This window comes from Acinetobacter sp. V115_6 (assembly GCF_031799025.1).
GTDB classification, from domain to species: Bacteria; Pseudomonadota; Gammaproteobacteria; order Pseudomonadales; family Moraxellaceae; genus Acinetobacter; species Acinetobacter pittii.
This window is the reverse complement of sequence record NZ_JAVQNO010000021.1, coordinates 1,764,823-1,786,657: the sequence shown is the minus strand read 5'-3', so window position 1 is coordinate 1,786,657 and position 21,835 is coordinate 1,764,823. Positions and strand designations below refer to the sequence as shown.

Here is a 21,835-nt window from a genome sequence, read left to right as displayed (position 1 = left end):
TGAATATGAACACAATTGATATCATTATTCTGATACTTTTGCTCATTGGGGGGCTAAACGGTTTGCGACAAGGATTTATTAAAGCCTTTGCGAACTTGGTAGGATGGGTCATTGCATTAATTATGGGTGCAAAATATGCTGTCCTTCTTGCTCCGTCTATGTCGGGTTTAAGTCATGATCCAGTTGTTCAAAAAATTGCAGCTTTTGCATTTATAGCGCTTTTGATCATTGTTTTAACATGGATCGTCTCTGCATTTTTAAATGGCCTCTTGAAAAGTCTGAAATTGGGGCCATTAAATCGTTTAGCAGGTGGTGCTTTTGGTTCTTTAAAGGGCTTGTTGGTTGTACTAATTACAATGCAGGGTGTAGGACCTTGGGTTGAAAGTTCACCGCACTGGAAACAGTCCAAATTTATACAGTTTTTATTGCCTTATGCGCCTTTAGCTACCGAGTTGTCTAAAGATGCTGCAAGTGAGGCATTTCACCAAATAACATCTGGAGGTAGTGCATCAGGCACTCCTTCAAAACCAATGGACGAATCGGAAGATTTAGAAAACCGATCCGACCATTCGACAAAGAATCCTTTTTATTAATTCCTAGCTTGTCTGCGAGGTTGCTATGTGTGGAGTTGTTGGTATAGCCGGTAAATCGCCAGTGAACCAAATGTTGTTTGATGCTTTAACGATGTTGCAACATCGTGGGCAAGATGCAGCTGGAATAGTAACCTGCCATGAAGGCCGTCTTTTCCTTCGTAAGGATAACGGTATGGTGCGTGATGTCTTTCATACTCGTCATATGAGAGCATTACTTGGTAATTATGGTATTGGCCATGTACGTTACCCAACTGCTGGTTCTGCGAGCAGTGCTGAAGCACAACCATTTTATGTAAACTCACCTTACGGTATTACGCTTGCACATAATGGTAACTTGACCAATGCAGAAGAAATTCATGATGACCTGTTTAAAACAGATTTACGTCATATGAATACTGATTCTGACTCAGAAGTTCTTTTAAACGTGTTCGCGCATGAATTACAGAAGAAAGGCACTTTAAATCCTACCCCTGACGATATTTTTCACACGGTTTCTCGTGTGCATGAGCGTTGCCAAGGTGCGTATGGGGTAGTAGCAATGATTACTGGTCATGGTTTGGTTGGCTTCCGTGATCCAAATGGTATTCGCCCACTTATTTACGGTTCGCGTGTAACTGAACAAGGTGAGATGGAATACATCATTGCTTCTGAATCGGTTGCTATTACTGCTCTTGGTTTTAAAATTGAGCGTGATATTGAACCAGGTGAAGCAATTTTCATCAATGCAAATGGTGAGTTGTTCTCTAAACAATGTGCTGCTAATCCGAAATACCGCCCATGTATTTTTGAATACGTTTATTTTGCTCGTCCTGATGCGATTATTGATGGAATCTCGGTTTATAAAGCACGTTTAAAAATGGGTGAAAAGCTTGCTCATAAAATTTTACGTGACTGGGGCGAAGACCATGATATTGATGTGGTGATTCCAATTCCAGATACGAGCCGTACTTCAGCTTTAGAACTTGCAAATATTCTAGGTGTGAAGTTCCGTGAAGGTTTTATGAAAAACCGTTATATCGGCCGTACCTTTATTATGCCGGGTCAACAGCAACGTAAAAAATCTGTACGTCAGAAATTAAACCCTGTTGAGTTAGAATTCAAAGGTAAGAACGTTCTATTGGTGGATGACTCTATTGTACGTGGTACAACGTGTAATGAGATTATTCAGATGGCACGTGATTCTGGTGCAAAAAAAGTATACTTTGCGTCAGCAGCACCGAAAGTAATGTATCCAAACGTTTACGGTATTGATATGCCTGCTAAAGCTGAGCTTATTGCTTCAGAACGTAGCGTGGAAGAGATCCAAGAAATTATTGGTGCTGATCGTTTGATTTTCCAAGAATTGGAAGACTTGAAAAATGCTGTACGTACCAGCAAAGTGCCTGACTTAACTGAGTTCGATTGCTCAGTATTTGATGGAATCTACGTAACAGGTGATATTGATGGTAACTATCTAAATAATTTGGAGCAGAAGCGTAATGACTCTGCTAAGAAGAAAAAAGATGGTTATATTGACGTTAATGTCGATGCTGCTTCTGTAGATTTAACAGGCATCAAAGAAGAATAGAAATAGCCGAAAAAAGCGGGTATTTCCCGCTTTTTTCTTTTATGATGAAACCTAACAATGTAATTGGGAATATTTACATTGAAAGAAGTAAGCCACTATCTCATCGAAAATAAAAATATGGCATGGTCCATCACTATGTGTTTGGTTGCTGTGCTGCTTACTATTTTTATCTTAAATTTAATTTTAGGTTTACTCGTTCATTTTTTTGATTATAGCCAGCCAATTTGGTGGCATACCTTAAGTCCTTACTTCGTTGCACTATTACTTTTTATTATGGTTTGGTCGGTAGTTACCGAACTTTATATCCTGCGTAAAGGCGGGCACTCTTTAGCAAAACAACTTAAAGCACGTCGTTTAGTGAAAGAGGAGAGCACTCCCGAAGAACTCGCGGCATTAAAAATTACAGAACACTTAGCTCAAAATTTTTCACTTAAAGTTCCAACTGTATATGTATTACCTGATGAAGTTGGTGTAAATGCACTTACGGCAGGTTTTCATCCTAAAGATATCGTTATTATTCTCACATGGGGTGCTTTACAGAATCTGGATAAGCTTGAGTTATATGGTTTATTGGGCCATGAGTTTAATCAGATTTTATCTGGTGAGGCTGTTGAGAATACTAAATTAAAGATTTTATATAGTGGTTTAACAACTTTTAGTCAGTGGGGCAGTAAATTAGCTAAGCAAGGTTTTAAGCGCTATAGCCCGGGCTATAAACATAAATTTGAAACAGTTTTTGTTGCGGTAGGTGGAGTCATTTGGTTGGCTGGAAGCCTCGGTGTACTGATTACTCGTTTTATCAAATATTTGACTTTGAGTGGGCGTACCTTTCGTAATGACCAAAAAACAGTGCGACTATTAAAAAATAATGCGAATACCCAAACCTTGTTGCGTATTTATGTTCACCATTCTGGTTCGCAAATTCATAGTGCTTATTCTGAGTCAATCGCGCATATGTGTTTTGCTAACTCACTGAGCCCACAAAGCTGGATGAATATTCACCCCAGTATTCGTGAACGTATTTATGAGTTAAATCCCACTTTGCTACAAGATTTACAATTAGAAAATTTAAAGAAGCTTCGCAACCGTCCGTTTTTTAGCTTATTTCATTTCTTGGAAGAATCTGAGAAAGAAATTTATATTCCGTGGTCATCTCCACAGCCTCTACCTTTGCTAAGGCTGTCGCCAATTAGTTTTGCATTAAATGATGCCATTAAACCCCTGAGTAGTGATGTACGTCGAAATAAGAAGCGTCCTGAATTAATTCAGCGAGCACTACAAACTGCGACTGGTTCACGTGAAGTTATGGTTGCTATTTTGATGATTCGCCAATATCGCGAGTTTATTCCAAAAGATGCACCTGTGAGTCATGCCATTATCGATGCATTATTGAATTTGGATGGGCGTATTCATATTCAAATATTTCATGATGCTTGTAAAAATATTGGGCATATACCTGCAAGTATTGCGCGGCAATTTCTTACTAAGCTAGCACTTATTATCCAAGAAGATGGTGAGATTGGGTTGTTAGACGCACTTTTATTGGAGCGGGTTAAACATGAGTTGAACTTGATGCCATTACATTTGCCGACTGCATTTGAAGAAGTGAAACCTCAAATTGTTCGTTTGATTGATGCTTTGCTTCATGTTCAGCAAATTAATAGCCCAAATCAATTAGAAGTACGTGAGCGCATTTTACGTTCGCTGCTCAATTCCGATGAAATGTATATCTATGATGAAATTTCAGATGAACCATTAGATCTGGCTGAAATTTTAAATGATATTGCTGGTTTATTATTACGTGACCGTCTAAGTATTCTAGCTATTGCAGAGATGTGTTTGTGGAGCGACCGTATTATCACGCAAGATGAACTGGATGTGCTTGAATTGCTTTATTGGCGTTTTGGCTTTGAGACAGAAGAAATTGTGGATCAAATGCAAAAGAGAAATAGTGTGATGATTATTTAAAAGACATCTACGATTATAAAAACATCTGAATGAAATAAAACACTGAAAAAAAAACTCAAGCCCGTTAGAATGTAGATAGAGTAGAGGTATTGATTTACAGATGATTGGGCAGCAAAGAAATATATTGGCAACTTTAGGAATTGATGTATGGATTCCTAAGAAACAGGTGTGCCAAAAAAATAATGCTCAAAGTCTCTGGCGAGATCAAGCTGCTCCAGAAGGTGAGCCAATTATATTACCTTCTAAGAACAATCCAGTTCTTGAGCAGCCGACAAAACCGCAAGTTAATGAAGTTCCAAAAGTTGAATCTGAAATTGCGGTACCACTTCCAGTAGCAGTTCCGCCTGTTGTGTCGCCTCGTACTGAAGTACAAGCTCCAGTGGTTACGATTGCTTCATTTGAGTTGCAGGCTTTTGCACTTGAAAAATGCGTTATTTTTTTAGATGTTACCAATTTAAGTGAAGAAGAAAAGCAGCTTTGGAATAACATTCAAAAAGCAAAAATAGGGCAATATGCTGAACTAAAATGGCCGTTCCCTTTAGCTAACTATCAAGACCAACGTGGCGCAGGTTCATATATTCAAGGCTTTTTAGATGCTGTCGCAGCAGACAAGAAAATCTTGTGTCTTGGGGAATGTTCTTATATTCAACATGCCAATATTATTCATTTGGCGAGTTTAAAAGAAATGTTGGAGAAACCACTCCTTAAAAAAAGGTTATGGCAATTAATGCAAGATAACAACGAGTAGTAGGGATTTACATGAAAAAAGTTGTAGTTTTTAGCCAAATTGATGAAGAAATTTTGTCTCGATTACAACAGGATTATCATGTTGTAGTTCTTAATCCAAAACTGGGTGATATTAATGAGCAAATACGCCAACAAGTTGTAGATGCTGATGGAATGATTGGTGCTGGTCGACTTCTTAATGAAAGTAATCTTGCGCCTGCTCAAAAACTCAAAATTATTTCATCTGTAACAGTTGGTTATGATAATTATGATGTGGCTTATCTAAACCAAAGAAAAATCTGGTTATCAAATACACCTCATGTTTTAACTGAAACAACGGCTGATCTTGCTTTTACATTATTACTAAGCGCTGCTAGAAAAGTTCCTTTTCTTGATCATTGGACGAAACAAGGTGAATGGAAAAGAACTGTTGGGCTTCAGCAGTTTGGTTTAGATGTTTTTGGAAAGACGCTAGGAATTATTGGACTTGGTAATATTGGTGCTGCAATTGCACGACGTGGTTTTTATGGATTTAACATGAATATTGTTTACCATAACCGCCGTGAAAAGCCTGAATTGGCAGAGCCTTTAAAAGCACAATATCTTGGTTTAGATGAGTTATTGCAACAGTCTGATTTTGTAGTAACCGCAGTTGATTTAAATAATGAATCGAAAGCTTTGATGGGGAAAGCTCAATTTGAGCTTATGCAAAAGCACGCTATTTTTATAAATATTGCGCGTGGTTCAGTAGTTGATGAGCAAGCTTTGATTGAAGCCTTACAAAGCGGAGAAATCTTTGGAGCTGGTTTAGATGTATACGAAAAAGAACCATTACAAGATTCAGAGCTTTTTAAACTGCCAAATGTTGTTACTTTGCCTCATGTAGGATCTGCGACTGCAGAGACCCGTAAAAAAATGGCAAATCTTGCTTATAAAAATCTGGTTGAAGCTTTAGAGGATAAAACTCCTAGATATTTGGTAAACCCAAACTTTGCATAAATGATTAATAACACTTCATTGCAAAACTAAGCGATCTCGAGTGATATATTAAAAGTCTATTGATTGAACATAATTTTTTATGTTTTATATCAGTAGACTTTTTTTGATGGTTTAATTTTACTAGAGAAAAACATTTGAGATTTTTGCCAATTATTTTAAGTACGGCTTTTATAACAAATGCTTCGTACGCGCAGCCTTTCGACCCTCAGCCTTCTGCAAATCAAGTAGAAATTCCAAATATTGGAAGTGGGATTGGTTTACTTGATCAACAAAAAGAAAAATTTATTGGCGAAAAAGTTTTTCGTGAAGTTCACAAACAAATGCCCGTTATTCAAGACGTCTGGCTAGAAGATCAATTTTTTCAGGTATTTTCGAGTATTTTAAGTGAAACTCAGCTTGGGCAGCCGATTGGTCTAGTCGTGATTAAAGATCCACAAATTAATGCTTTTGCTGTTCCAGGTGGCTTATTTGCGCTCAATACAGGGCTTATTGCCTCAGCACGAAATATTGATGAAATTGCTGGGGTGATGGCTCACGAAATTGCGCATGTATCGCAAAGACATTTTAGTCGCTCTGAAGAAGCTTTTAAAGGTCAAACATTGCTAAGTCTAGCAGGACTTTTAGCGGGGGTGGCTATAGCTGCGCAGGGTGGTGGCGATGCGGGTGCAGCAGTGATGCTTGGAACCCAAGCTGCACTCATGGATAAGCAATTAACATATAGTCGAAATCAAGAGCGTGAAGCAGACCGTATTGGTATGCAATATATGTATGCGGCGGGTTATAACCCTCAAAGTATGGCTGATTACTTTGAAACAATGCATAGAGCTACAAGTCGAGTAAGTTTTTTACCGGATTTCTGGTTGACTCATCCATTGACGACTGAGCGTATGAGTGAAGCGCGGCTGCGTGCAAACCAGATGCCTCGAGTTAAAAACCGTATATATGATGCAGATTTTGAGATTTTAAAATGGTACACCATGGTGATTGCCAATCAGGCAACTGAAAACCAACTACAAAGTTTGGCGTCCCAAAAAAATATTGCTGGTCTGATTGCTTTAGCAGCATTTTACACAAGACAAGGTGATTATGTGCAAGCGCAGTCTACTTTAGATCAAGCGAAATCTAGTGGGAAGCCTCTTGTCACATTATTGCAGACAGATATTTATCTTGGCCAAAACAAGCTAGATCAAGCTTATACAACAATTGCTTCTACACAAATGACGATGCCTGAAAATAAAGCTTTTAGTTATAAGTTGGCTGAAGTGTTGCTGCGCCAAGGAAAATTTTCACAGGTTCAAACTCTTGTTCAACGATTTATCAATAAAAACCCAAGAGATATCCAAGGTTGGCAATTTCTGCAGCAGGCTGCTAATTTGGACAAGACAGGACCGTTGAGAGCAGTCAATGTTTTACGCTATCGGGCTGAAGCAGAATATTGGTCAGGTAGTGAGGAAAATGCAATTAAATCAATGTTGCATGCTCAGCGATTGGCAAAAGATAATCAAGCAATGTCGGCAAGAATAGACAGTCGTTTGAAACAAATGCAAGATGAGCGAAGAATGAAGATTTAAGAGTTATATCTTACTTAATTTGCAGATGTGCAAATATATACAAACTAAAGAAGCTTGATTGGAAGAAATATAAATTTAAAAAAGAGGAATTAAGCTAATTTAGCTTTAATTTTTGCTGAAACTTGAGCAGGATCGGCACGCCCGGCTATGATCGGACGTAGAGAATTCATCACCTTACCCATATCTTTCATGCTAGTTGCTTCTTGAGCAGCAATCGTTTGCTCAATGATAGAATCAAGCTCTTCCTCAGTCATAGCTTCTGGTAGAAACTGAGAGATAATCTCAGCTTCGGCTTGTTCTTTACTAGCTAAATCATTACGACCAGCACCTTCAAAGGCTTTGATCGATTCTTTACGTTGTTTAATTTGCTTTTCAATGACCGCAAGAACCTGAGCGTCGTCAAGCTCTTTGCGCTCATCGACTTCGATTTGCTTAATTGCCGCTTGTAGACTACGCAAAACCGTCACTGTTGCCATATCTTTGGCACGCATAGAAGTTTTTAATGCATCAGTAATTTGGTTTTTTAAAGTAGTCATAATTCAGCAGTCAATCACAAATTAATTAGTAAAGGCGAGTAGTACGTACAGATTCGCGAGCCAATTTCTTTTGGTAGCGTTTAACTGCTGCAGCTTTTTTGCGCTTACGTTCTTGAGTTGGTTTTTCGTAGAATTCGCGTTTACGAACGTCAGCTAAAACACCAGCTTTTTCGCATGAACGTTTGAAACGACGGATAGCTACGTCAACTGGTTCGCCTTCTTTCAACTTAACTTGTGGCATGTAAAATCCTCTAGATTATGGATAAGATCAGGCACACCATTGCGCCGGATCACAAGTGAAGGTCAGTATTTTACTCATTTACAACTCATATCACAAGTCTATAATAGCGATTGCAATATTTTGACTCATATAAAAGGCAGTTTTGATGATTGTTTTAGGCTTGGAAACTTCTTGTGATGAAACAGGGTTGGCACTTTATGATAGCGAACTCGGCTTACGGGGACAGGTTCTTTATAGCCAGATTAAACTTCATGCTGAATATGGTGGCGTAGTACCTGAACTTGCTTCTCGAGACCATGTTCGTAAATTAATTCCTTTAATGAATCAATTGCTTGAACAAAGTGGTGTAACAAAACAAGAGATTGATGCGGTTGCTTATACGCGTGGTCCTGGCTTAATGGGAGCATTAATGACAGGTGCACTGTTTGGCAGAACTTTAGCTTTTTCTTTAAACAAGCCTGCAATTGGTGTTCACCATATGGAAGGTCATATGTTGGCCCCATTACTTTCAAGTCAACCACCTGAATTTCCGTTTGTAGCATTGTTAGTTTCAGGTGGACATACACAATTGATGGCAGCCCACGCTATTGGTCAATATGAACTATTGGGTGAGTCTATTGATGACGCTGCGGGCGAAGCTTTTGATAAAGTTGCAAAAATGATGAGCTTGCCATATCCAGGTGGGCCAAATATCGCAAAACTTGCATTATCTGGTGATCCATTAGCTTTTGAGTTTCCAAGACCTATGCTTCATCAAGGCTTGGATTTTTCTTTTAGTGGCTTAAAAACAGCTGTTTCTGTTCAATTGAAAAAATTGAATGGCGAAAATCGTGACGCTGATATTGCTGCTTCATTCCAAGAAGCAATTGTAGATACCTTGGTAAAAAAATCAGTAAAAGCTTTAAAGCAAACTGGACTTAAACGTTTAGTGATTGCAGGTGGAGTTAGCGCAAATTTAAGACTACGCGAGCAATTAGAAACCTCTTTGGCGAAAATTAAAGCGCAAGTTTATTATGCAGAGCCTGCTTTATGTACTGATAATGGGGCAATGATTGCTTTTGCTGGCTATCAACGTTTAAAAGCAGGTCAGCATGATGGTTTAGCGGTAACGACCACGCCGCGCTGGCCGATGACTGAACTCACTATTCCTGAGTAAAATTATTCATCTTCAAAAGCATGTTGGTTTTCGATATCAATATATTCGATGTAACCACGGCCTTGAACTTCATTACCAAAATAATGACCTGTAAATATATAGCTACTCGCATAACCTCGCCCATGACCATAGCGGAATGGGCAGTCAATTTCTGCCTGAATGTTTAAGATAATTTGCTTTGCCTCATTTCTAGCGATCCAAGAAAAATATTTTGGAAGTCGCATTTTATGCCCAGTAGGTGAAACAAAGTCATCAACTTGATGCGAAATAATATCAAAGCTTACATCTGTATAAATTTCAGCTGGCTGGTCCAGATGTCGAATATGCAGGGTATATGCAGCTGTTTGTCCTGCAATATCGGCTTTGGTAAGAAGAAGTTGAGTGGTTTCATTTAAATTGATGATTTGATAAGTGAAAAAATCAAGTGGCAGTTTATATACATCAGGAATAAGTTTGTTTGTGATGGAGTGAGGACCAACTGCTCGAGCATATTCGTAAGTGCAGAGTCCTTGGCTTTCAATGCGTTCTGCTTGATAGCTTAGAAAACCTTTAAACTTTGCCAATAAGCTAAAATGATCATAGATTGGTGTTTTTATAAACCATGAAACATGTGAAGTAATATCGATATCAAAGTCGAAATCAAATCCATCATAATGACCATTAATGTGAATTTGAGGGAATTTACCTTGAATTGAAATTTCTTGACCTAGTTCTATTAAGCTCCCATCTTTATTAATTTTTGTATCTTCGGGAATGACATAGGCCCTCAGTAAAGCTTGTTCCAGAGCAGCTGTGCTTGAAAAGAAAGTAGCTGTTTTTCTAGGATTTCCAGTGATGATATCATCATGGTCAAAAGCAAGTGCACCGGGCGTACCGATTAAAATCATAATATTTAAGTAACGATGCGGCTCTGGTAAAAGCGGGAAAAAAATACCGTAATGTGTCCAGCTATAATATTTTTCGTCAACTCGTGGACGGATGATATGAGCTTGAGTAAAAGGAAGAGTTGAATATTTTTTTGCTTGGTCTAAAACGCCTTGTGCAAGTAATAAACTTTTACCAAGCGCTTTACTGGCTGTAGAAATTTTTGGCAATTGTTTTTTCATATATAAACCTAAAGAAGGGCTATCTTTGTTTTAGGTTATGAAAAACAACTGCCAAAGCTAAGCGGTTTATAGGCCAAAGCTAAGGCTTTGCGGGACATTTTATTTAATTGTTAGACAAATCTTTTAATGCGTTTAAACCAATCCAATGCTTAGAAAACTGATAAGCCGCTCGACCAGAGCGCTGACCCCGCATCTGACACCAACGTAGACTTTCTGCACGAACTTCATCATTGAAAGGCATGTTTGCTTTATCAAGATAATGCTCAACGATTTCTAAATATAGGTTTTGATCCATTGGATAAAAAGATAGCCATAGACCAAACCGATCCGACAAAGAGATCTTTTCCTCAATCGCTTCTTGTGGATGTAGTTCAGTATATTGGGGAACATCGACCTTAGTTACAGGTGTATTTTCATGCATGAATTCTGGTAACAGGTGGCGACGGTTACTGGTTGCATAAATAATAAAATTACTTGAACCTGACTGTAATGAACCATCTAATACACTTTTTAGACTACGGTAATTTTCATCTTCCGCGTTAAAAGCCAAGTCATCACAATAGACGATATATTTTTCAGGGCGATTTTGAATGAGTTTTTGAATTTTGGGTAAGTCTGATAAATCATCACGTTCAATTTCAATTAAACGCAATCCCTGAGGGGCATACTCAGTGAGTAAAGCACGAACAATAGATGATTTTCCTGTACCACGTGAGCCTGTTAACAGCACATCATTCGCTGGTAGGCCATTTAAAAATTGCAAAGTATTTTGAATAATTTTTTCTTTTTGACGCTCAATGCCTTTTAAGTCATCAAGATAAATATTTTTTGGCTTATAGATGGCATTAAGTTGCTGATTTTCCCATCTAAAAGCAGGTGCAGTAAAATCTGTTTCTTGTCGAGGCTCAGGCAAGACTTGCTGTAACTGATTTAATACAAGTGATAATGTTTGAACTAAATTGTCCGGTAAATCAATGGTAGCCATGGTAAGTCAATCATGTTAAACAGTGTTTGATAGGATACTAACACCGAAATTAACAGGCTGACAAAAACTTATTGCCTATACACTTTATCGGTTTTGCAATTGATTGAAATGTTCAGACCGAGCATAGTGTTGTGATGTCTATTCAGTAAAATCATCTGTGAAGATGAGGACGAAATATGTTTGAAAAAATACGAAGTGATATGAATCCACATCAGGCTTACCGTATCAAAAAATTACAACGTCAATTAGACATGGCTGAATCTTATGAAGAATGGAAGTCTTTTGCATTAAAACTAGATGAAGAAACAGGTGTGCAAGAGTGGAAATTTGATAATAGTTCACCTTACTTCGATGCCGAGCTCATTTCCTATCGATACACTTTGCTCAAAAGATATCGTCAGCAACATCGGACATTAGACCTCATTTATTTACTTAAAGAAGGTCTAACCTACGATATTGCAAATATTGGTCATCCAATGCTTTTTGCCGCAACACATGTCGGTACAAAAAAGTTAATTGAAGACTATATTGAAGAAGTTAGCCAAAGCTTGGCTTACATTGCTTCAAGTGAATGCATTACGTTTCAAAGAAAAGAAAAAATAGAGTTTTTTGAAAACTGTGAAAAGGCGTATGGACAACCTGCACTTATGTTTTCGGGCGGGGCGACTTTAGGACTTTTTCATACGGGAGTATGTAAGGCTTTAATTGAACAAGACTTAATGCCTAAAGTGCTCTCTGGCTCAAGTGCAGGGGCAATTATGACAGGTATGCTTGGAACCTCTGCCAGTGAAGATATCCAAAACTTATTAAATGGTGAGCAATTTTTTAGTGATGCTTTTCATTTTAGGAAATTCCGTGAACTCATTAAAGGCAATGGTGGAATTGCCGATGTTCAGTATTTGAAAAAATTCCTCATTGAGAACTTAGGTGATCTTACTTTTGAAGAGGCTTTCAAAAAATCTGGTTTAAACATTAATGTGGCAGTAGCGCCGTATGATGCAACAGAAAATCCAAGAATTATGAATGCCATTATGACACCGAATGTTTTGGTTTGGAGTGCTGTATTGGCTTCATGTGCCGTGCCAATTTTATTCCCGCCGGTACGTTTAACCAGTAAACGTTATGACGGTGAACATACACCTTATATGGCAAATACAAAGTGGGTGGATGGAAGTGTACGAAGCGATTTTCCGCAAGAAAGAATGGCGCGGCTTTATAATTTAAACTATACGATTGCGAGTCAGGTTAACCCACATATTGTTCCATTTATGCAAAATGATGCGGATCGCTTCCGTAAAGACGTTTTAAGTTGGCCTGAAAGAATTTTAAGACGCCAAGGTAAAGTGCTTTCAATGGGCATTATGGACTTTACGCGTCAACGACTTGGTTCTATATCTCCAGTTAGAAGATTGTTAGATCATGGCTATGGCGTAATGGGACAGCGTTATTATGGTGATGTGAATATCATTGCTAAATATAGCCTAAGTCACTATACCTATACTTTGCAAAACCCGCGTCCGCATCTGTTTAAGCGTCTGCAAAGAGAAGGGGAACGTGCAACTTGGCCAAAGATTTCTTCAATTGAGACCCATGCTCGTATTGGTAAGACGATTCAGCATTGTTTAGAAGTTTTGCGTTTTGAAGAAAAGAAACAACAGCCTGAGTCTTATTATGCTGAAGCATGATTTTGCTTCGCATATAGAAAATTTAACATGTGTAACAAAGCCAACAAGTGCAGCGTTAGGGCGGTGTTTATGGACATGTACCATAGATGCCAAGAATTACTGGTTAAAATATCACTTGCCTGAAACCCATGCTCAAAGTGAGCAAGATTTCATGCATGAGCAATTATTTTACGAAGAAATTCACTTTAAAAAACCTGCATGGCTTTTATCCTACAAATTCATTGAGGCCAGTTTAATTCCTCAGCTAGACCATTCTTTGGGTAAGGTTTTAATTTTACCTGATACTGACCTGTGGTTTGGTTTATTCACTCATGAAAGTGATTTAACTAATGTATATCTTAAGATTTTGTTGGCGATAAATAAGCTTGCAGAGCTTCACGAACTTGGCTGGATTCATGGTGACGTTAAGGCAGAACATTTTAGAAAGTTTCAGCAAAAGCCTTATTTAATTGATTTTGAGAAAACGAGACGCATCTTAAGTTGCGATACAGTCATGGATGCAACACCTCGTTATATGGCTCCTGAGTTATTTCAAGGAGGGCGTAAGGGAATACAAAGCGATTTATATGCATTTGGAATCGTTATATATGAATGGTTAACACAAACTCGCTTAAAAGCGGGCAGTTATCGTGATTGGGCAGTCTTGCACTGTCAAAAATTAAACATTCAATTACCCACGCAGTTTTTGATTTTTTATCCCTTACTTGCAGGTTTATTACAAAAACAACAGCAAAATCGGTTTTCAAATGCTGATGAAGCAATAAATTGCTTAAAACAGATTCAAATTGATAAAAATCATTGATCTAGTATCTGTATACAATTTACACGGTTAGTTTTTTTTAGAAAAAAAACACTTGTCACTGTCAGATCTTATCGCTAATATACACAGCCATCGGGGGCGTGGCGAAATTGGTAGACGCACTGGATTTAGGTTCCAGCGCCGCAAGGTGTAAGAGTTCGAGTCTCTTCGCCCCCACCACTTTAAGTTAATAACTTAAAGTTTGATGTAGATGTTAAGTCATCTAGATCTTGGAAGAGGATTGGTGTAATGGTAGCATGACGGTCTCCAAAACCGTTCGTCAAGGTTCGAGTCCTTGATCCTCTGCCACATTTATTTTAAATAAATGTCCCAGATGGGGGCGTGGCGAAATTGGTAGACGCACTGGATTTAGGTTCCAGCGCCGCAAGGTGTAAGAGTTCGAGTCTCTTCGCCCCCACCATTGAAAAAAGCAAGACGATGATCTTGCTTTTTTTATGATTAAATCGTGAGTGTTTAATCATGAATATAGAGGATTGGTGTAATGGTAGCATGACGGTCTCCAAAACCGTTCGTCAAGGTTCGAGTCCTTGATCCTCTGCCATCAAATAAAATAAGGCTCCTATTCAGGAGTTTTTTTATTATCTATATTTTTAAAAATAACTTTTCATTCGTGCTCAAGCAATTTTCTAAATAGACATTTTTATATCTGTTGCTTTCCAATGCTTTTATCACATCATAGATTGTTTTTTAATTAAGCAATGTGCTGAATTTCTTAATCTTTTTTTAAGCTATTGTTTTATATTTATTTAACTTAAGTTTTGGAAATTATTTATATAAAAGCCTTGAATACAATTTTATTTCATGTATGATGCTGTTAACTAGAAAAAAGACTTGTTAGTAAATCTTCTTTTAAGTATCGTAGTTTTAGTCATAATCCTTCGTTTTTTAAGATATTAAGCTCAATTTGTTATTCTTTTTTCAAAGTTATGATAGGGTCATTATTTAATGATTCTAAAATATTAGAAATCAGTAGGATATATCATGTCTAATACAGTAAGTGGTACAGTAAAGTGGTTTAACGAAACTAAAGGTTTCGGTTTCATTCAACAAGACAACGGTCCAGATGTGTTTGCTCACTTCAAAGAAATCACAGGTTCTGGTTTCAAAACTTTGCATGAAGGTCAACGCGTAACATTTACCGTTACTCAAGGGCAAAAAGGCCCAAATGCTGTAAATATTATTCCACAATAATATAACAGCAAGTAAAAAAAGCACTTTTTAGTGCTTTTTTTTATTTTAGCTTTTAAAGAAATTTATTGTTCTTTTAGAGTATTAAAGCCCTCAATAGGAGGGCTTTTTATTTTCTTGTGAATATAAATCATTAGTTATTAAGCTCTTATAGTTAATAATCGAACGTATTTTTAAAATAAACTTTAGAATATGTGTGAAATATAAATTATTAGTAATAGGGATATGGTAGATTAAAAAATCTTTAAATAAAGAAATTTTATATTTCACGGAATTGCTAATGAACGTTCGCCTGTGTTATGCCAGTCAACGGAACGAAAAAAATGAAGACTTGTTGCAAGATTTACGTGATATTTTGACAGAAGCACGAGATTTCAATGATTTGAATCAGATCTGTGGGGTGCTCTATTATGCCGATAATGCTTTCTTTCAATGCTTGGAAGGTGAACGAGAGGTGGTTGAACGATTATTTGAAAAAATTACAAATGATGAAAGACACCACAATGTTAAATGGTTGTGTACATATTCCATTGAACAAAACTCGTTTCAACGATGGTCAATGAAATATGTACAACGTAATACAAATATCGAATCTTTCTTTCTAAAAATGGGAGAAAGTACTTTTAATCCTATTCGTCTTGATGAGCAAAATTTAAAAGCTTTCATCAATGAATTAGTCATTGCCGAACAAACTAAAATTAACACAGTTAAGAAAGTGGGTATGGTGAATCGTGGGGTGAAACCGTTTTAGCTATTTGGCTATCACGCCAATATGGATGGTCTTGAGTTTAGGTAATATTTTAGTCATGACTAAATATACAATAACTGAACTTGCGAGCATCCATATCACTTCTAAGCTTTGACTAATGACAAACATAGCCCAATAAAAAAAGCTAAATAGGGCGAGACAGAGTCCACTACCTTTAAAATACCAAGTAATAAATATTCCAAACAGTGCAGAAGAGAGAAGAAGATTAATCGTCTCGTTTATTCCTATGTAATTAAAGAAAATAATCAGTAAGCATAAAGCTAACATTGATAGTAAATATACAAATATATTTTTTGCAATAAACATTTTCTATACCCTATCTGATGATTAAAAAAGTATCTTTCCTCTGTTTCCAGAGGAAAGATAGTACATATTAATTTTTGAGATTCTTTTTCTATTATTAAGAGTTTTTATATTAATAAAGATGACTTTATCATTTTCTCCAGATCTCTTTATTAATATTCAGCTTTCTATTTGATAGTAAAGAGTGCTTATATGTACTGAAATTAATTATAAGAAAAACAATCAGTTGAGTTGTAAGCTTTGGCTTACATAATTGTGAGAGATTGCCTACATTTGTATAAATAATGATCAAATTTTACAAAATTAAATTTATAAAAATAATTGTTTAACAGTAACTTAAGTAAATATATTGTTTAGATGAGCTTTACATAAATAACAAAAAGTAACATCAACTTTAAGAGGTACTTTTCTTAAAATTTATAAATATTAATAAGAAAAAATTGATCTATTTAAAAAATTTTAACATTTGATAAAATATTGTTTTATTAAGTTGTATTTCTAATAAATAAAATTTATGTGTTGAAGGATTTTAATGTGATTAATAGTGAGGAAATTATATTTATATTTTTGAGTTATCTAGTAATGAGCTGCTTTTGAATTATGAGAAAAAACTACTGTAATATAAATGAAACTAGAATATCAGACTTATAAAATTTGAATTATGGCCAGCATAGAACTGACTACACTGGCTTTACTGCTTTTGAATTAATTATTCTGAACGAGTAGCTAACCAAGTACTCACTTCGGGCCAGACCGTAGTGGGTGCTTGACTACCAGAAACTACGCCCATATGACCACCGGGTACCACCTTAAATGTTTTGTCTTGGCTACTAATTAAATCCATGAGTGGTTTAACAGCATCAGCTGTGACAATAATATCTGTGTTGCCACCAACAGCTAACACAGAGCATTTAATGTCTTTTAGATAGGCGGTAAGTTCACCAAATTTAACTACACCTTTAGATAATTCATTATCAATCCAGAAACGGAGAATAATGTCACGCATGACACCGCCCGGATAGGCCAGCATATTATCGATAAATGAACTTGAGGTTGCATGATCGACAATAAACTCTCGGTTATCTAGATTTTTAAAAAGTTCCCAATATGTTTTCAAATTTCCAATCGGATCCGTTAATTTAAAGCCAAGCGTGTTTTGCCAGCCATGAATATGAAATGCTTCACTTGGTACATGATGGCGAATACGAAACGGCGTATGTTTGCGAACCCATTCGGCAGGTTTGGTAAGACTACCGTATAGTTTCCCCATATAACCTGCTTTATGTGTGTCGATAGGGGACGCGAGAATAATTAGATTTTTAATATCTTTATCTTTAAACAATGCGGTATAGCAGAGTGAAAGTGCGCCGCCTAAACTCCAACCATGCAAAGAAAGCTGTTGCTGACCACTGTGTAGGCGAACTTGCTTTAACATCTCTGGCATGAAAACTTTAATATAAGTACCGAAGTTGTATTTTGCTTGGTGTCGGGTTGGTACGCCCCAGTCAATTAAGTAAACATCAAACCCTTGGGCTAAAAAGAAACGTACAAAGCTACGAGTAGGGAACAAATCGTAAATGAGCATGTTCACTGCTAGTGGTGGAACAATAACTAAAGGTACGCGGTGTTTAGGAGTAGTGGTATCAGTCTCATTTTTATAATGGCGTAAGGTAATGATTTCATGCTTATGAATCACATCAAAAGGTGTTTTTCCTGACAAAGCTATTTGAGGGCCTCTGAAAAAGAGATCTGATGCATTGATCAGCATGTGAGGTATTTTTTGACCAGCACGTGTCTGAAGAGATTTTTTAATAGATTGTAGCTGTGGAACGTTCTGACGAACTTTAAGCAATAAACTCATTGAATATAAAACCTATAAAGATGTTGCCCAGAACAGTAAAGAGCTGGTCTTTGAAGGATATTAAAGTGAATGATGGAGAAGTTCAGTGACCCAAAAGACAGGATTTTTCTTTAAATGTATCAAGTAGAGCTTAGCTTAGCCCAACATACTCTTACTTAAAAAATCGGTAATAAGATTGAGGCAACCAGATGTCTTGATTTCATCGCTTGAGCATTTAAATGTTTAAAAAATTAATTATCAAAGCAATATAGAAATTTAAGAGAGGATACATCATGATTTTTTACTAAATACTCAAAATAATACATTGATTTATATTGGTATTATTAAATAAAGATGGTTTTTGTAAAGTTTGTTTGTGTTTTTTTTAAATAATAAAAAATAAAATATAATTATTTTACAATCCATTAGGAATGTAATCAGAAAGTAGTATATATGGAATTTGTTTTTAATGGTTTTTATACACTAATTTCGGCGGTTATCGTCTTATTGTTGGGCCGCTTTCTTGTTAATCGTATTGATTTTTTAAAACGTTATAATATCCCTGAACCTGTAGCGGGTGGTTTGGTTGCTGCTGTAGTTTCTTTACTTGTCCACACATTGTGGGGGTATAGCATTGTTTTTAGTAGTGAATTACAAACCAGCTTTATGCTCGTGTTCTTTGCTTCAATTGGTTTAAGTGCTAATTTTATGAAGCTTAAAGAAGGTGGCACTGCTTTAATTATCTTCTTAATTTGTGTAGCCTCATTTATTGTTGTGCAAAATGCTGTTGGTATGAGCCTTGCGACTTTATTGGGCCTTGACCCACTTATTGGTTTGATTGCTGGTTCAATTACTTTAACAGGTGGTCATGGTACAGCTGGCGCATGGGGTGAAATTTTAGAAACCCAGCATGGGATTCAGGGTGCTTTAGCATTAGGTATGGCGAGTGCGACCTTTGGCTTGATTATTGGTGGTGTGATTGGTGGGCCGTTAGCGAAACTACTTATTAATCGTTACAGTCTTGCTCAACCAAAAACCAATGCTGAAATCCAAAATCGCGACACACATCTTGAACAAAATTCAGATGACCTTGCTCCGTTTGAAAACCCGCATCAAGTCCGTTTAATTACTGCCGATAATGCAATTACTACACTAGGTATGTTTGCAGCATGTTTAGCGTTTGCTGAATTTATGACTGGCTTTAGTAAGGGAACGTGGTTTGAGTTACCAACTTTCGTTTGGGCACTCGGTGGCGGTGTAATCTTAAGAAACATTTTAGAAAGCGTATTGAAAATTGATATTTTCGACCGTGCGATTGATGTATTTGGTAACGCGTCTTTGTCGCTTTATTTAGCAATGGCATTGCTTTCATTAAAGCTTTGGCAGCTTGCCGACCTAGCAGGCCCGCTTGTGGTGATTTTAGGTGCTCAAACACTCACTATGGCTCTATATGCAGCATTTGTGACTTTCCGCGTCATGGGTAAAAATTACGATGCGGCAGTATTGGCAGCAGGCCATTGTGGTTTCGGTATGGGTGCAACACCAACAGCTGTGGCAAATATGCAGGCGATTACCAATATGTATGGTCCATCGCATAAGGCTTTCTTGATTGTTCCGCTTTGTGGTGCATTCTTTGTTGACTTAATTAATGCGACTGTCATTCAGCTCATGTTGAAATTTATTGCCTAATATAAAAAAAGCCCGTTAGGGCTTTTTTTATGGGTGTTTGTCCATGAATATTTGATTCTTATTTATAGGCTCAATTTTCATTTACGGACGATTTAAGTCATTTTATTTTTAGGATGCTTTTTCTCAAAACTAATAATCGCCCTTAAACCTAGTTTCACATAGAATAAATTGCAGATAAATAAAATGAGAAATGTATGAGCTCAGAAGCACATTCAATTAGCTTGGTTGCCCCTGTGGTTTTATTGGCGGCTGCTGTCATTGCAGTTCCTATTTTTAAACGTATTGGTTTAGGTTCAGTACTTGGTTATTTAATTGCGGGTCTAATTATTGGCCCATTCGGTTTTGCTTTTTTTCAAGATTCTGCCGCAATTTTGCATATTGCCGAGTTAGGAATTGTGATGTACCTCTTTGTGATTGGTTTGGAAATGCAACCCTCACATTTGTGGAGTCTTAGACGCGAAATTTTTGGCCTTGGTACATTGCAGATTATTATTTGCGCGCTGGCTTTGACTGGCGTTGGGCTGTTATTTGGCTTTACATGGCAAGTTGCTTTTATTGGTGCCGCAGGGTTTGTCTTAACCTCGACTGCGATTGTGATGCAGCTCTTGGGTGATCGGGGTGATTTGACTCAACCCCGAGGACAAAAAATTGTAGCCATCTTACTTTTTGAAGATTTATTGATTGTACCTTTGCTGGCTATTGTTGCTTTTATGGCACCGAATCATGTGGTCGAAAGCACATCGGTACGTTTGGAAAATATAGGAATTGGTTTACTCGCAATTGCAGGGCTTATTGCGGCAGGGTATTGGTTACTTAATCCATTATTTAGACTGTTGGCTGCTGCTAAAGCGCGAGAAGTCATGACCGCCGCCGCATTATTGGTGGTGTTGGGTTCGGCGTTACTGATGCAAGTCAGCGGTTTGACTATGGCAATGGGCGCTTTCTTGGCGGGTGTGCTTTTATCTGAATCGACCTTTAGACATCAAATTGAAGCGGATATTGAACCATTCCGGGGAATATTACTGGGCCTCTTTTTCCTTGGGGTCGGTATGTCATTGGACTTATCGGTAGTTGCTCAAAACTGGCAACTGATTGTGAGTGGTGTAATTGCCCTAATGTTTGCCAAAGCGCTCATGATTTATATGGTCGCCCGAGTAACGAAAAGCTCTCATACTGAAGCATTGGATCGCGCTTTACTCATGGCTCAGGGTGGAGAGTTTGCCTTTGTACTTTTCTCGGCTGCGTTAAGTGCACAAGTTATTGATAGTACTGTTAAATCTAACTTAACTGCCATTGTTGTGCTTTCAATGGTGTTGACTCCAATTGTCGGTATTATTTTCAAACGTTTTACTCAAGCAAAAACGAAGGTTTCATTAGAAAATATCAATATTGCCGACGGGCTAAGTGGTAGCGTTTTAATGATCGGTTTTGGGCGCTTTGGACAGGTCACCAGTCAATTATTATTAGCAAGAGGTGTCGATGTCACCATTATTGATAATAATACCGACATGATTCGAAACGCCGAAAAATTTGGTTTTAAAATTTATTATGGCGATGGTTGCCGTCTAGATATACTGCATGCGTCTGGCGCTGCAACAGCACAAGCAATTGTGGTGTGTGTCGATAGCAAGGAAACGACCAATAGAATTGTAGAACTCGTGACCCATGAATTTCCTTTAGCGAAATTATTAGTACGTTCATATGACCGCGAGCATTCACTGCATTTAGTTAAACAAAAAGTAGATTTTATGATTCGTGAAACGTTTGAATCAGCAATTAAGTTTGGCGGCGTGATTTTGCAAGAACTTGGTGTGGATGAAGATGAGGTAGAAAGAATTACAGAGGAAATTCGAGATTTAGATAATGAGCGTTTTGAAACTGAAATCGCTGCAGATGACGTCAATGCGGGAGTAGGTATGCAATATACACATACTCATCATCCAAGACCAACAGCACCGTTGATTCGACCAAAACAAGAAGGGCGGATTTTAAATAAAGAAGATACTTCAGAGAATGAGGGTGTGGATTAGTCATAAAGCTCAGTAAGAGTTTTTTAGAAAAGCTTTTACTGAGCATTTTTATTGGTGGAAGTA

19 protein-coding genes and 4 tRNA genes are annotated in these 21,835 nt (G+C 37.3%); 17 read left to right on the top strand and 6 right to left on the bottom strand.

Annotated elements, in window-relative coordinates; translation table 11 throughout:
- The first annotated feature begins 5 nt into the window (after positions 1 to 5).
- The 6 genes from RMA94_RS16855 (at position 6) to RMA94_RS16830 (ending at position 7,424) form a co-directional block, all read left to right on the top strand.
- On the top strand, positions 6 to 593 hold the full coding sequence (locus RMA94_RS16855; protein ID WP_002115251.1) for a CvpA family protein: 588 nt from the start codon (positions 6 to 8) through the stop codon (positions 591 to 593).
- Between the two features lie 25 nt (positions 594 to 618).
- A complete protein-coding gene (gene purF / locus RMA94_RS16850; RefSeq protein ID WP_005068333.1) occupies positions 619 to 2,160 on the top strand; it encodes an amidophosphoribosyltransferase in 1,542 nt (513 codons plus the stop codon).
- 78 nt (positions 2,161 to 2,238) lie between these two features.
- Complete coding sequence (locus RMA94_RS16845) at positions 2,239 to 4,128, top strand: M48 family metalloprotease (RefSeq protein WP_311083803.1); 1,890 nt, start codon at positions 2,239 to 2,241, stop codon at positions 4,126 to 4,128.
- A 100-nt stretch (positions 4,129 to 4,228) separates the two neighbouring features.
- Positions 4,229 to 4,876, top strand: a complete 648-nt coding sequence (locus tag RMA94_RS16840; protein ID WP_075383630.1) for a hypothetical protein — start codon at positions 4,229 to 4,231, stop codon at positions 4,874 to 4,876.
- Positions 4,877 to 4,887: 11 nt separating this feature from the next.
- Positions 4,888 to 5,853: a D-glycerate dehydrogenase gene (locus RMA94_RS16835; RefSeq protein WP_075383631.1), complete on the top strand. Its 966-nt coding sequence runs from the start codon at positions 4,888 to 4,890 to the stop codon at positions 5,851 to 5,853.
- 143 nt (positions 5,854 to 5,996) lie between these two features.
- Positions 5,997 to 7,424: a M48 family metalloprotease gene (locus RMA94_RS16830; RefSeq protein ID WP_075383632.1), complete on the top strand. Its 1,428-nt coding sequence runs from the start codon at positions 5,997 to 5,999 to the stop codon at positions 7,422 to 7,424.
- An 89-nt stretch (positions 7,425 to 7,513) separates the two neighbouring features.
- On the opposite strand, the gene RMA94_RS16825 is transcribed toward RMA94_RS16830, so the two are convergent.
- Both RMA94_RS16825 and rpsU read right to left on the bottom strand, forming a co-directional pair.
- The gene (locus tag RMA94_RS16825; protein ID WP_002115302.1) at positions 7,514 to 7,960 is read right to left on the bottom strand and encodes a GatB/YqeY domain-containing protein; all 447 of its coding nucleotides are present in this window, start codon (positions 7,958 to 7,960) and stop codon (positions 7,514 to 7,516) included.
- A gap of 25 nt (positions 7,961 to 7,985) precedes the next feature.
- The gene (gene rpsU / locus RMA94_RS16820; RefSeq protein ID WP_001136722.1) at positions 7,986 to 8,201 is read right to left on the bottom strand and encodes a 30S ribosomal protein S21; all 216 of its coding nucleotides are present in this window, start codon (positions 8,199 to 8,201) and stop codon (positions 7,986 to 7,988) included.
- Between the two features lie 145 nt (positions 8,202 to 8,346).
- Here rpsU and tsaD point away from each other — a divergent pair, with 145 nt between their 5' ends.
- Positions 8,347 to 9,357 carry a tRNA (adenosine(37)-N6)-threonylcarbamoyltransferase complex transferase subunit TsaD gene (gene tsaD, locus RMA94_RS16815; RefSeq protein WP_005068344.1) on the top strand — a complete coding sequence of 337 codons (1,011 nt, stop codon included), beginning with the start codon at positions 8,347 to 8,349 and terminating at the stop codon, positions 9,355 to 9,357.
- 2 nt (positions 9,358 to 9,359) lie between these two features.
- Here the strand turns inward: tsaD and RMA94_RS16810 are convergent, their stop codons facing one another.
- Both RMA94_RS16810 and RMA94_RS16805 read right to left on the bottom strand, forming a co-directional pair.
- On the bottom strand, positions 9,360 to 10,463 hold the full coding sequence (locus RMA94_RS16810; protein WP_032004652.1) for a DUF6670 family protein: 1,104 nt from the start codon (positions 10,461 to 10,463) through the stop codon (positions 9,360 to 9,362).
- Positions 10,464 to 10,566: 103 nt separating this feature from the next.
- Entirely contained in the window at positions 10,567 to 11,448 is an 882-nt protein-coding gene (locus RMA94_RS16805; RefSeq protein ID WP_002115248.1) for an ATP-binding protein, read from the bottom strand.
- A 176-nt stretch (positions 11,449 to 11,624) separates the two neighbouring features.
- Here RMA94_RS16805 and RMA94_RS16800 point away from each other — a divergent pair, with 176 nt between their 5' ends.
- The 8 genes from RMA94_RS16800 to RMA94_RS16765 all read left to right on the top strand — a co-directional run bounded on the left by RMA94_RS16800 (position 11,625) and on the right by RMA94_RS16765 (position 15,892).
- Positions 11,625 to 13,133 carry a DUF3336 domain-containing protein gene (locus RMA94_RS16800; RefSeq protein WP_005073515.1) on the top strand — a complete coding sequence of 503 codons (1,509 nt, stop codon included), beginning with the start codon at positions 11,625 to 11,627 and terminating at the stop codon, positions 13,131 to 13,133.
- A complete protein-coding gene (locus RMA94_RS16795) occupies positions 13,120 to 13,935 on the top strand; it encodes a protein kinase domain-containing protein (RefSeq protein ID WP_262727843.1) in 816 nt (271 codons plus the stop codon). Before RMA94_RS16800 ends, RMA94_RS16795 begins: the two co-directional genes overlap by 14 nt.
- A gap of 92 nt (positions 13,936 to 14,027) precedes the next feature.
- A tRNA-Leu gene (locus RMA94_RS16790) sits at positions 14,028 to 14,112 on the top strand.
- A gap of 55 nt (positions 14,113 to 14,167) precedes the next feature.
- A tRNA-Trp gene (locus tag RMA94_RS16785) sits at positions 14,168 to 14,241 on the top strand.
- A gap of 27 nt (positions 14,242 to 14,268) precedes the next feature.
- A tRNA-Leu gene (locus RMA94_RS16780) sits at positions 14,269 to 14,353 on the top strand.
- Between the two features lie 67 nt (positions 14,354 to 14,420).
- Positions 14,421 to 14,494 (top strand) — tRNA-Trp (locus RMA94_RS16775).
- A 440-nt stretch (positions 14,495 to 14,934) separates the two neighbouring features.
- The gene (locus RMA94_RS16770) at positions 14,935 to 15,144 is read left to right on the top strand and encodes a cold-shock protein (protein ID WP_086265869.1); all 210 of its coding nucleotides are present in this window, start codon (positions 14,935 to 14,937) and stop codon (positions 15,142 to 15,144) included.
- 277 nt (positions 15,145 to 15,421) lie between these two features.
- Positions 15,422 to 15,892 (top strand): AnBLUF65 family BLUF photoreceptors, encoded by a 471-nt coding sequence (locus RMA94_RS16765; RefSeq protein ID WP_005073517.1) that lies wholly within the window; start codon positions 15,422 to 15,424, stop codon positions 15,890 to 15,892.
- Here the strand turns inward: RMA94_RS16765 and RMA94_RS16760 are convergent, their stop codons facing one another.
- Positions 15,893 to 16,216: a hypothetical protein gene (locus tag RMA94_RS16760; RefSeq protein WP_130172373.1), complete on the bottom strand. Its 324-nt coding sequence runs from the start codon at positions 16,214 to 16,216 to the stop codon at positions 15,893 to 15,895.
- A 706-nt stretch (positions 16,217 to 16,922) separates the two neighbouring features.
- Positions 16,923 to 18,074 carry an alpha/beta fold hydrolase gene (locus tag RMA94_RS16755; RefSeq protein ID WP_068611593.1) on the bottom strand — a complete coding sequence of 384 codons (1,152 nt, stop codon included), beginning with the start codon at positions 18,072 to 18,074 and terminating at the stop codon, positions 16,923 to 16,925.
- A 432-nt stretch (positions 18,075 to 18,506) separates the two neighbouring features.
- On the opposite strand from RMA94_RS16755, the gene gltS reads away from it, so the two are divergent.
- Together gltS and RMA94_RS16745 are read left to right on the top strand one after the other, a co-directional pair.
- Positions 18,507 to 19,742: a sodium/glutamate symporter gene (gltS, locus tag RMA94_RS16750; protein ID WP_161282401.1), complete on the top strand. Its 1,236-nt coding sequence runs from the start codon at positions 18,507 to 18,509 to the stop codon at positions 19,740 to 19,742.
- A gap of 194 nt (positions 19,743 to 19,936) precedes the next feature.
- Positions 19,937 to 21,772 carry a monovalent cation:proton antiporter-2 (CPA2) family protein gene (locus tag RMA94_RS16745; protein WP_311083802.1) on the top strand — a complete coding sequence of 612 codons (1,836 nt, stop codon included), beginning with the start codon at positions 19,937 to 19,939 and terminating at the stop codon, positions 21,770 to 21,772.
- Positions 21,773 to 21,835: the final 63 nt, after the last annotated feature.

Bases quoted from the DNA above. Each gene is read 5' to 3' on its own strand.
- tsaD (WP_005068344.1), top strand. From the start codon at position 8,347: ATGATTGTTTTAGGCTTGGAAACTTCTTGTGATGAAACAGGGTTGGCA.
- RMA94_RS16825 (WP_002115302.1), bottom strand. From the start codon at position 7,960: ATGACTACTTTAAAAAACCAAATTACTGATGCATTAAAAACTTCTATG.
- gltS (WP_161282401.1), top strand. From the start codon at position 18,507: ATGGAATTTGTTTTTAATGGTTTTTATACACTAATTTCGGCGGTTATC.
- RMA94_RS16840 (WP_075383630.1), top strand. From the start codon at position 4,229: ATGATTGGGCAGCAAAGAAATATATTGGCAACTTTAGGAATTGATGTA.
- rpsU (WP_001136722.1), bottom strand. From the start codon at position 8,201: ATGCCACAAGTTAAGTTGAAAGAAGGCGAACCAGTTGACGTAGCTATC.
- RMA94_RS16810 (WP_032004652.1), bottom strand. From the start codon at position 10,463: ATGAAAAAACAATTGCCAAAAATTTCTACAGCCAGTAAAGCGCTTGGT.
- RMA94_RS16760 (WP_130172373.1), bottom strand. From the start codon at position 16,216: ATGTTTATTGCAAAAAATATATTTGTATATTTACTATCAATGTTAGCT.
- RMA94_RS16800 (WP_005073515.1), top strand. From the start codon at position 11,625: ATGTTTGAAAAAATACGAAGTGATATGAATCCACATCAGGCTTACCGT.
- RMA94_RS16745 (WP_311083802.1), top strand. From the start codon at position 19,937: ATGAGCTCAGAAGCACATTCAATTAGCTTGGTTGCCCCTGTGGTTTTA.
- RMA94_RS16765 (WP_005073517.1), top strand. From the start codon at position 15,422: ATGAACGTTCGCCTGTGTTATGCCAGTCAACGGAACGAAAAAAATGAA.
- purF (WP_005068333.1), top strand. From the start codon at position 619: ATGTGTGGAGTTGTTGGTATAGCCGGTAAATCGCCAGTGAACCAAATG.
- RMA94_RS16770 (WP_086265869.1), top strand. From the start codon at position 14,935: ATGTCTAATACAGTAAGTGGTACAGTAAAGTGGTTTAACGAAACTAAA.
- RMA94_RS16795 (WP_262727843.1), top strand. From the start codon at position 13,120: ATGCTGAAGCATGATTTTGCTTCGCATATAGAAAATTTAACATGTGTA.
- RMA94_RS16855 (WP_002115251.1), top strand. From the start codon at position 6: ATGAACACAATTGATATCATTATTCTGATACTTTTGCTCATTGGGGGG.
- RMA94_RS16805 (WP_002115248.1), bottom strand. From the start codon at position 11,448: ATGGCTACCATTGATTTACCGGACAATTTAGTTCAAACATTATCACTT.
- RMA94_RS16835 (WP_075383631.1), top strand. From the start codon at position 4,888: ATGAAAAAAGTTGTAGTTTTTAGCCAAATTGATGAAGAAATTTTGTCT.
- RMA94_RS16755 (WP_068611593.1), bottom strand. From the start codon at position 18,074: ATGAGTTTATTGCTTAAAGTTCGTCAGAACGTTCCACAGCTACAATCT.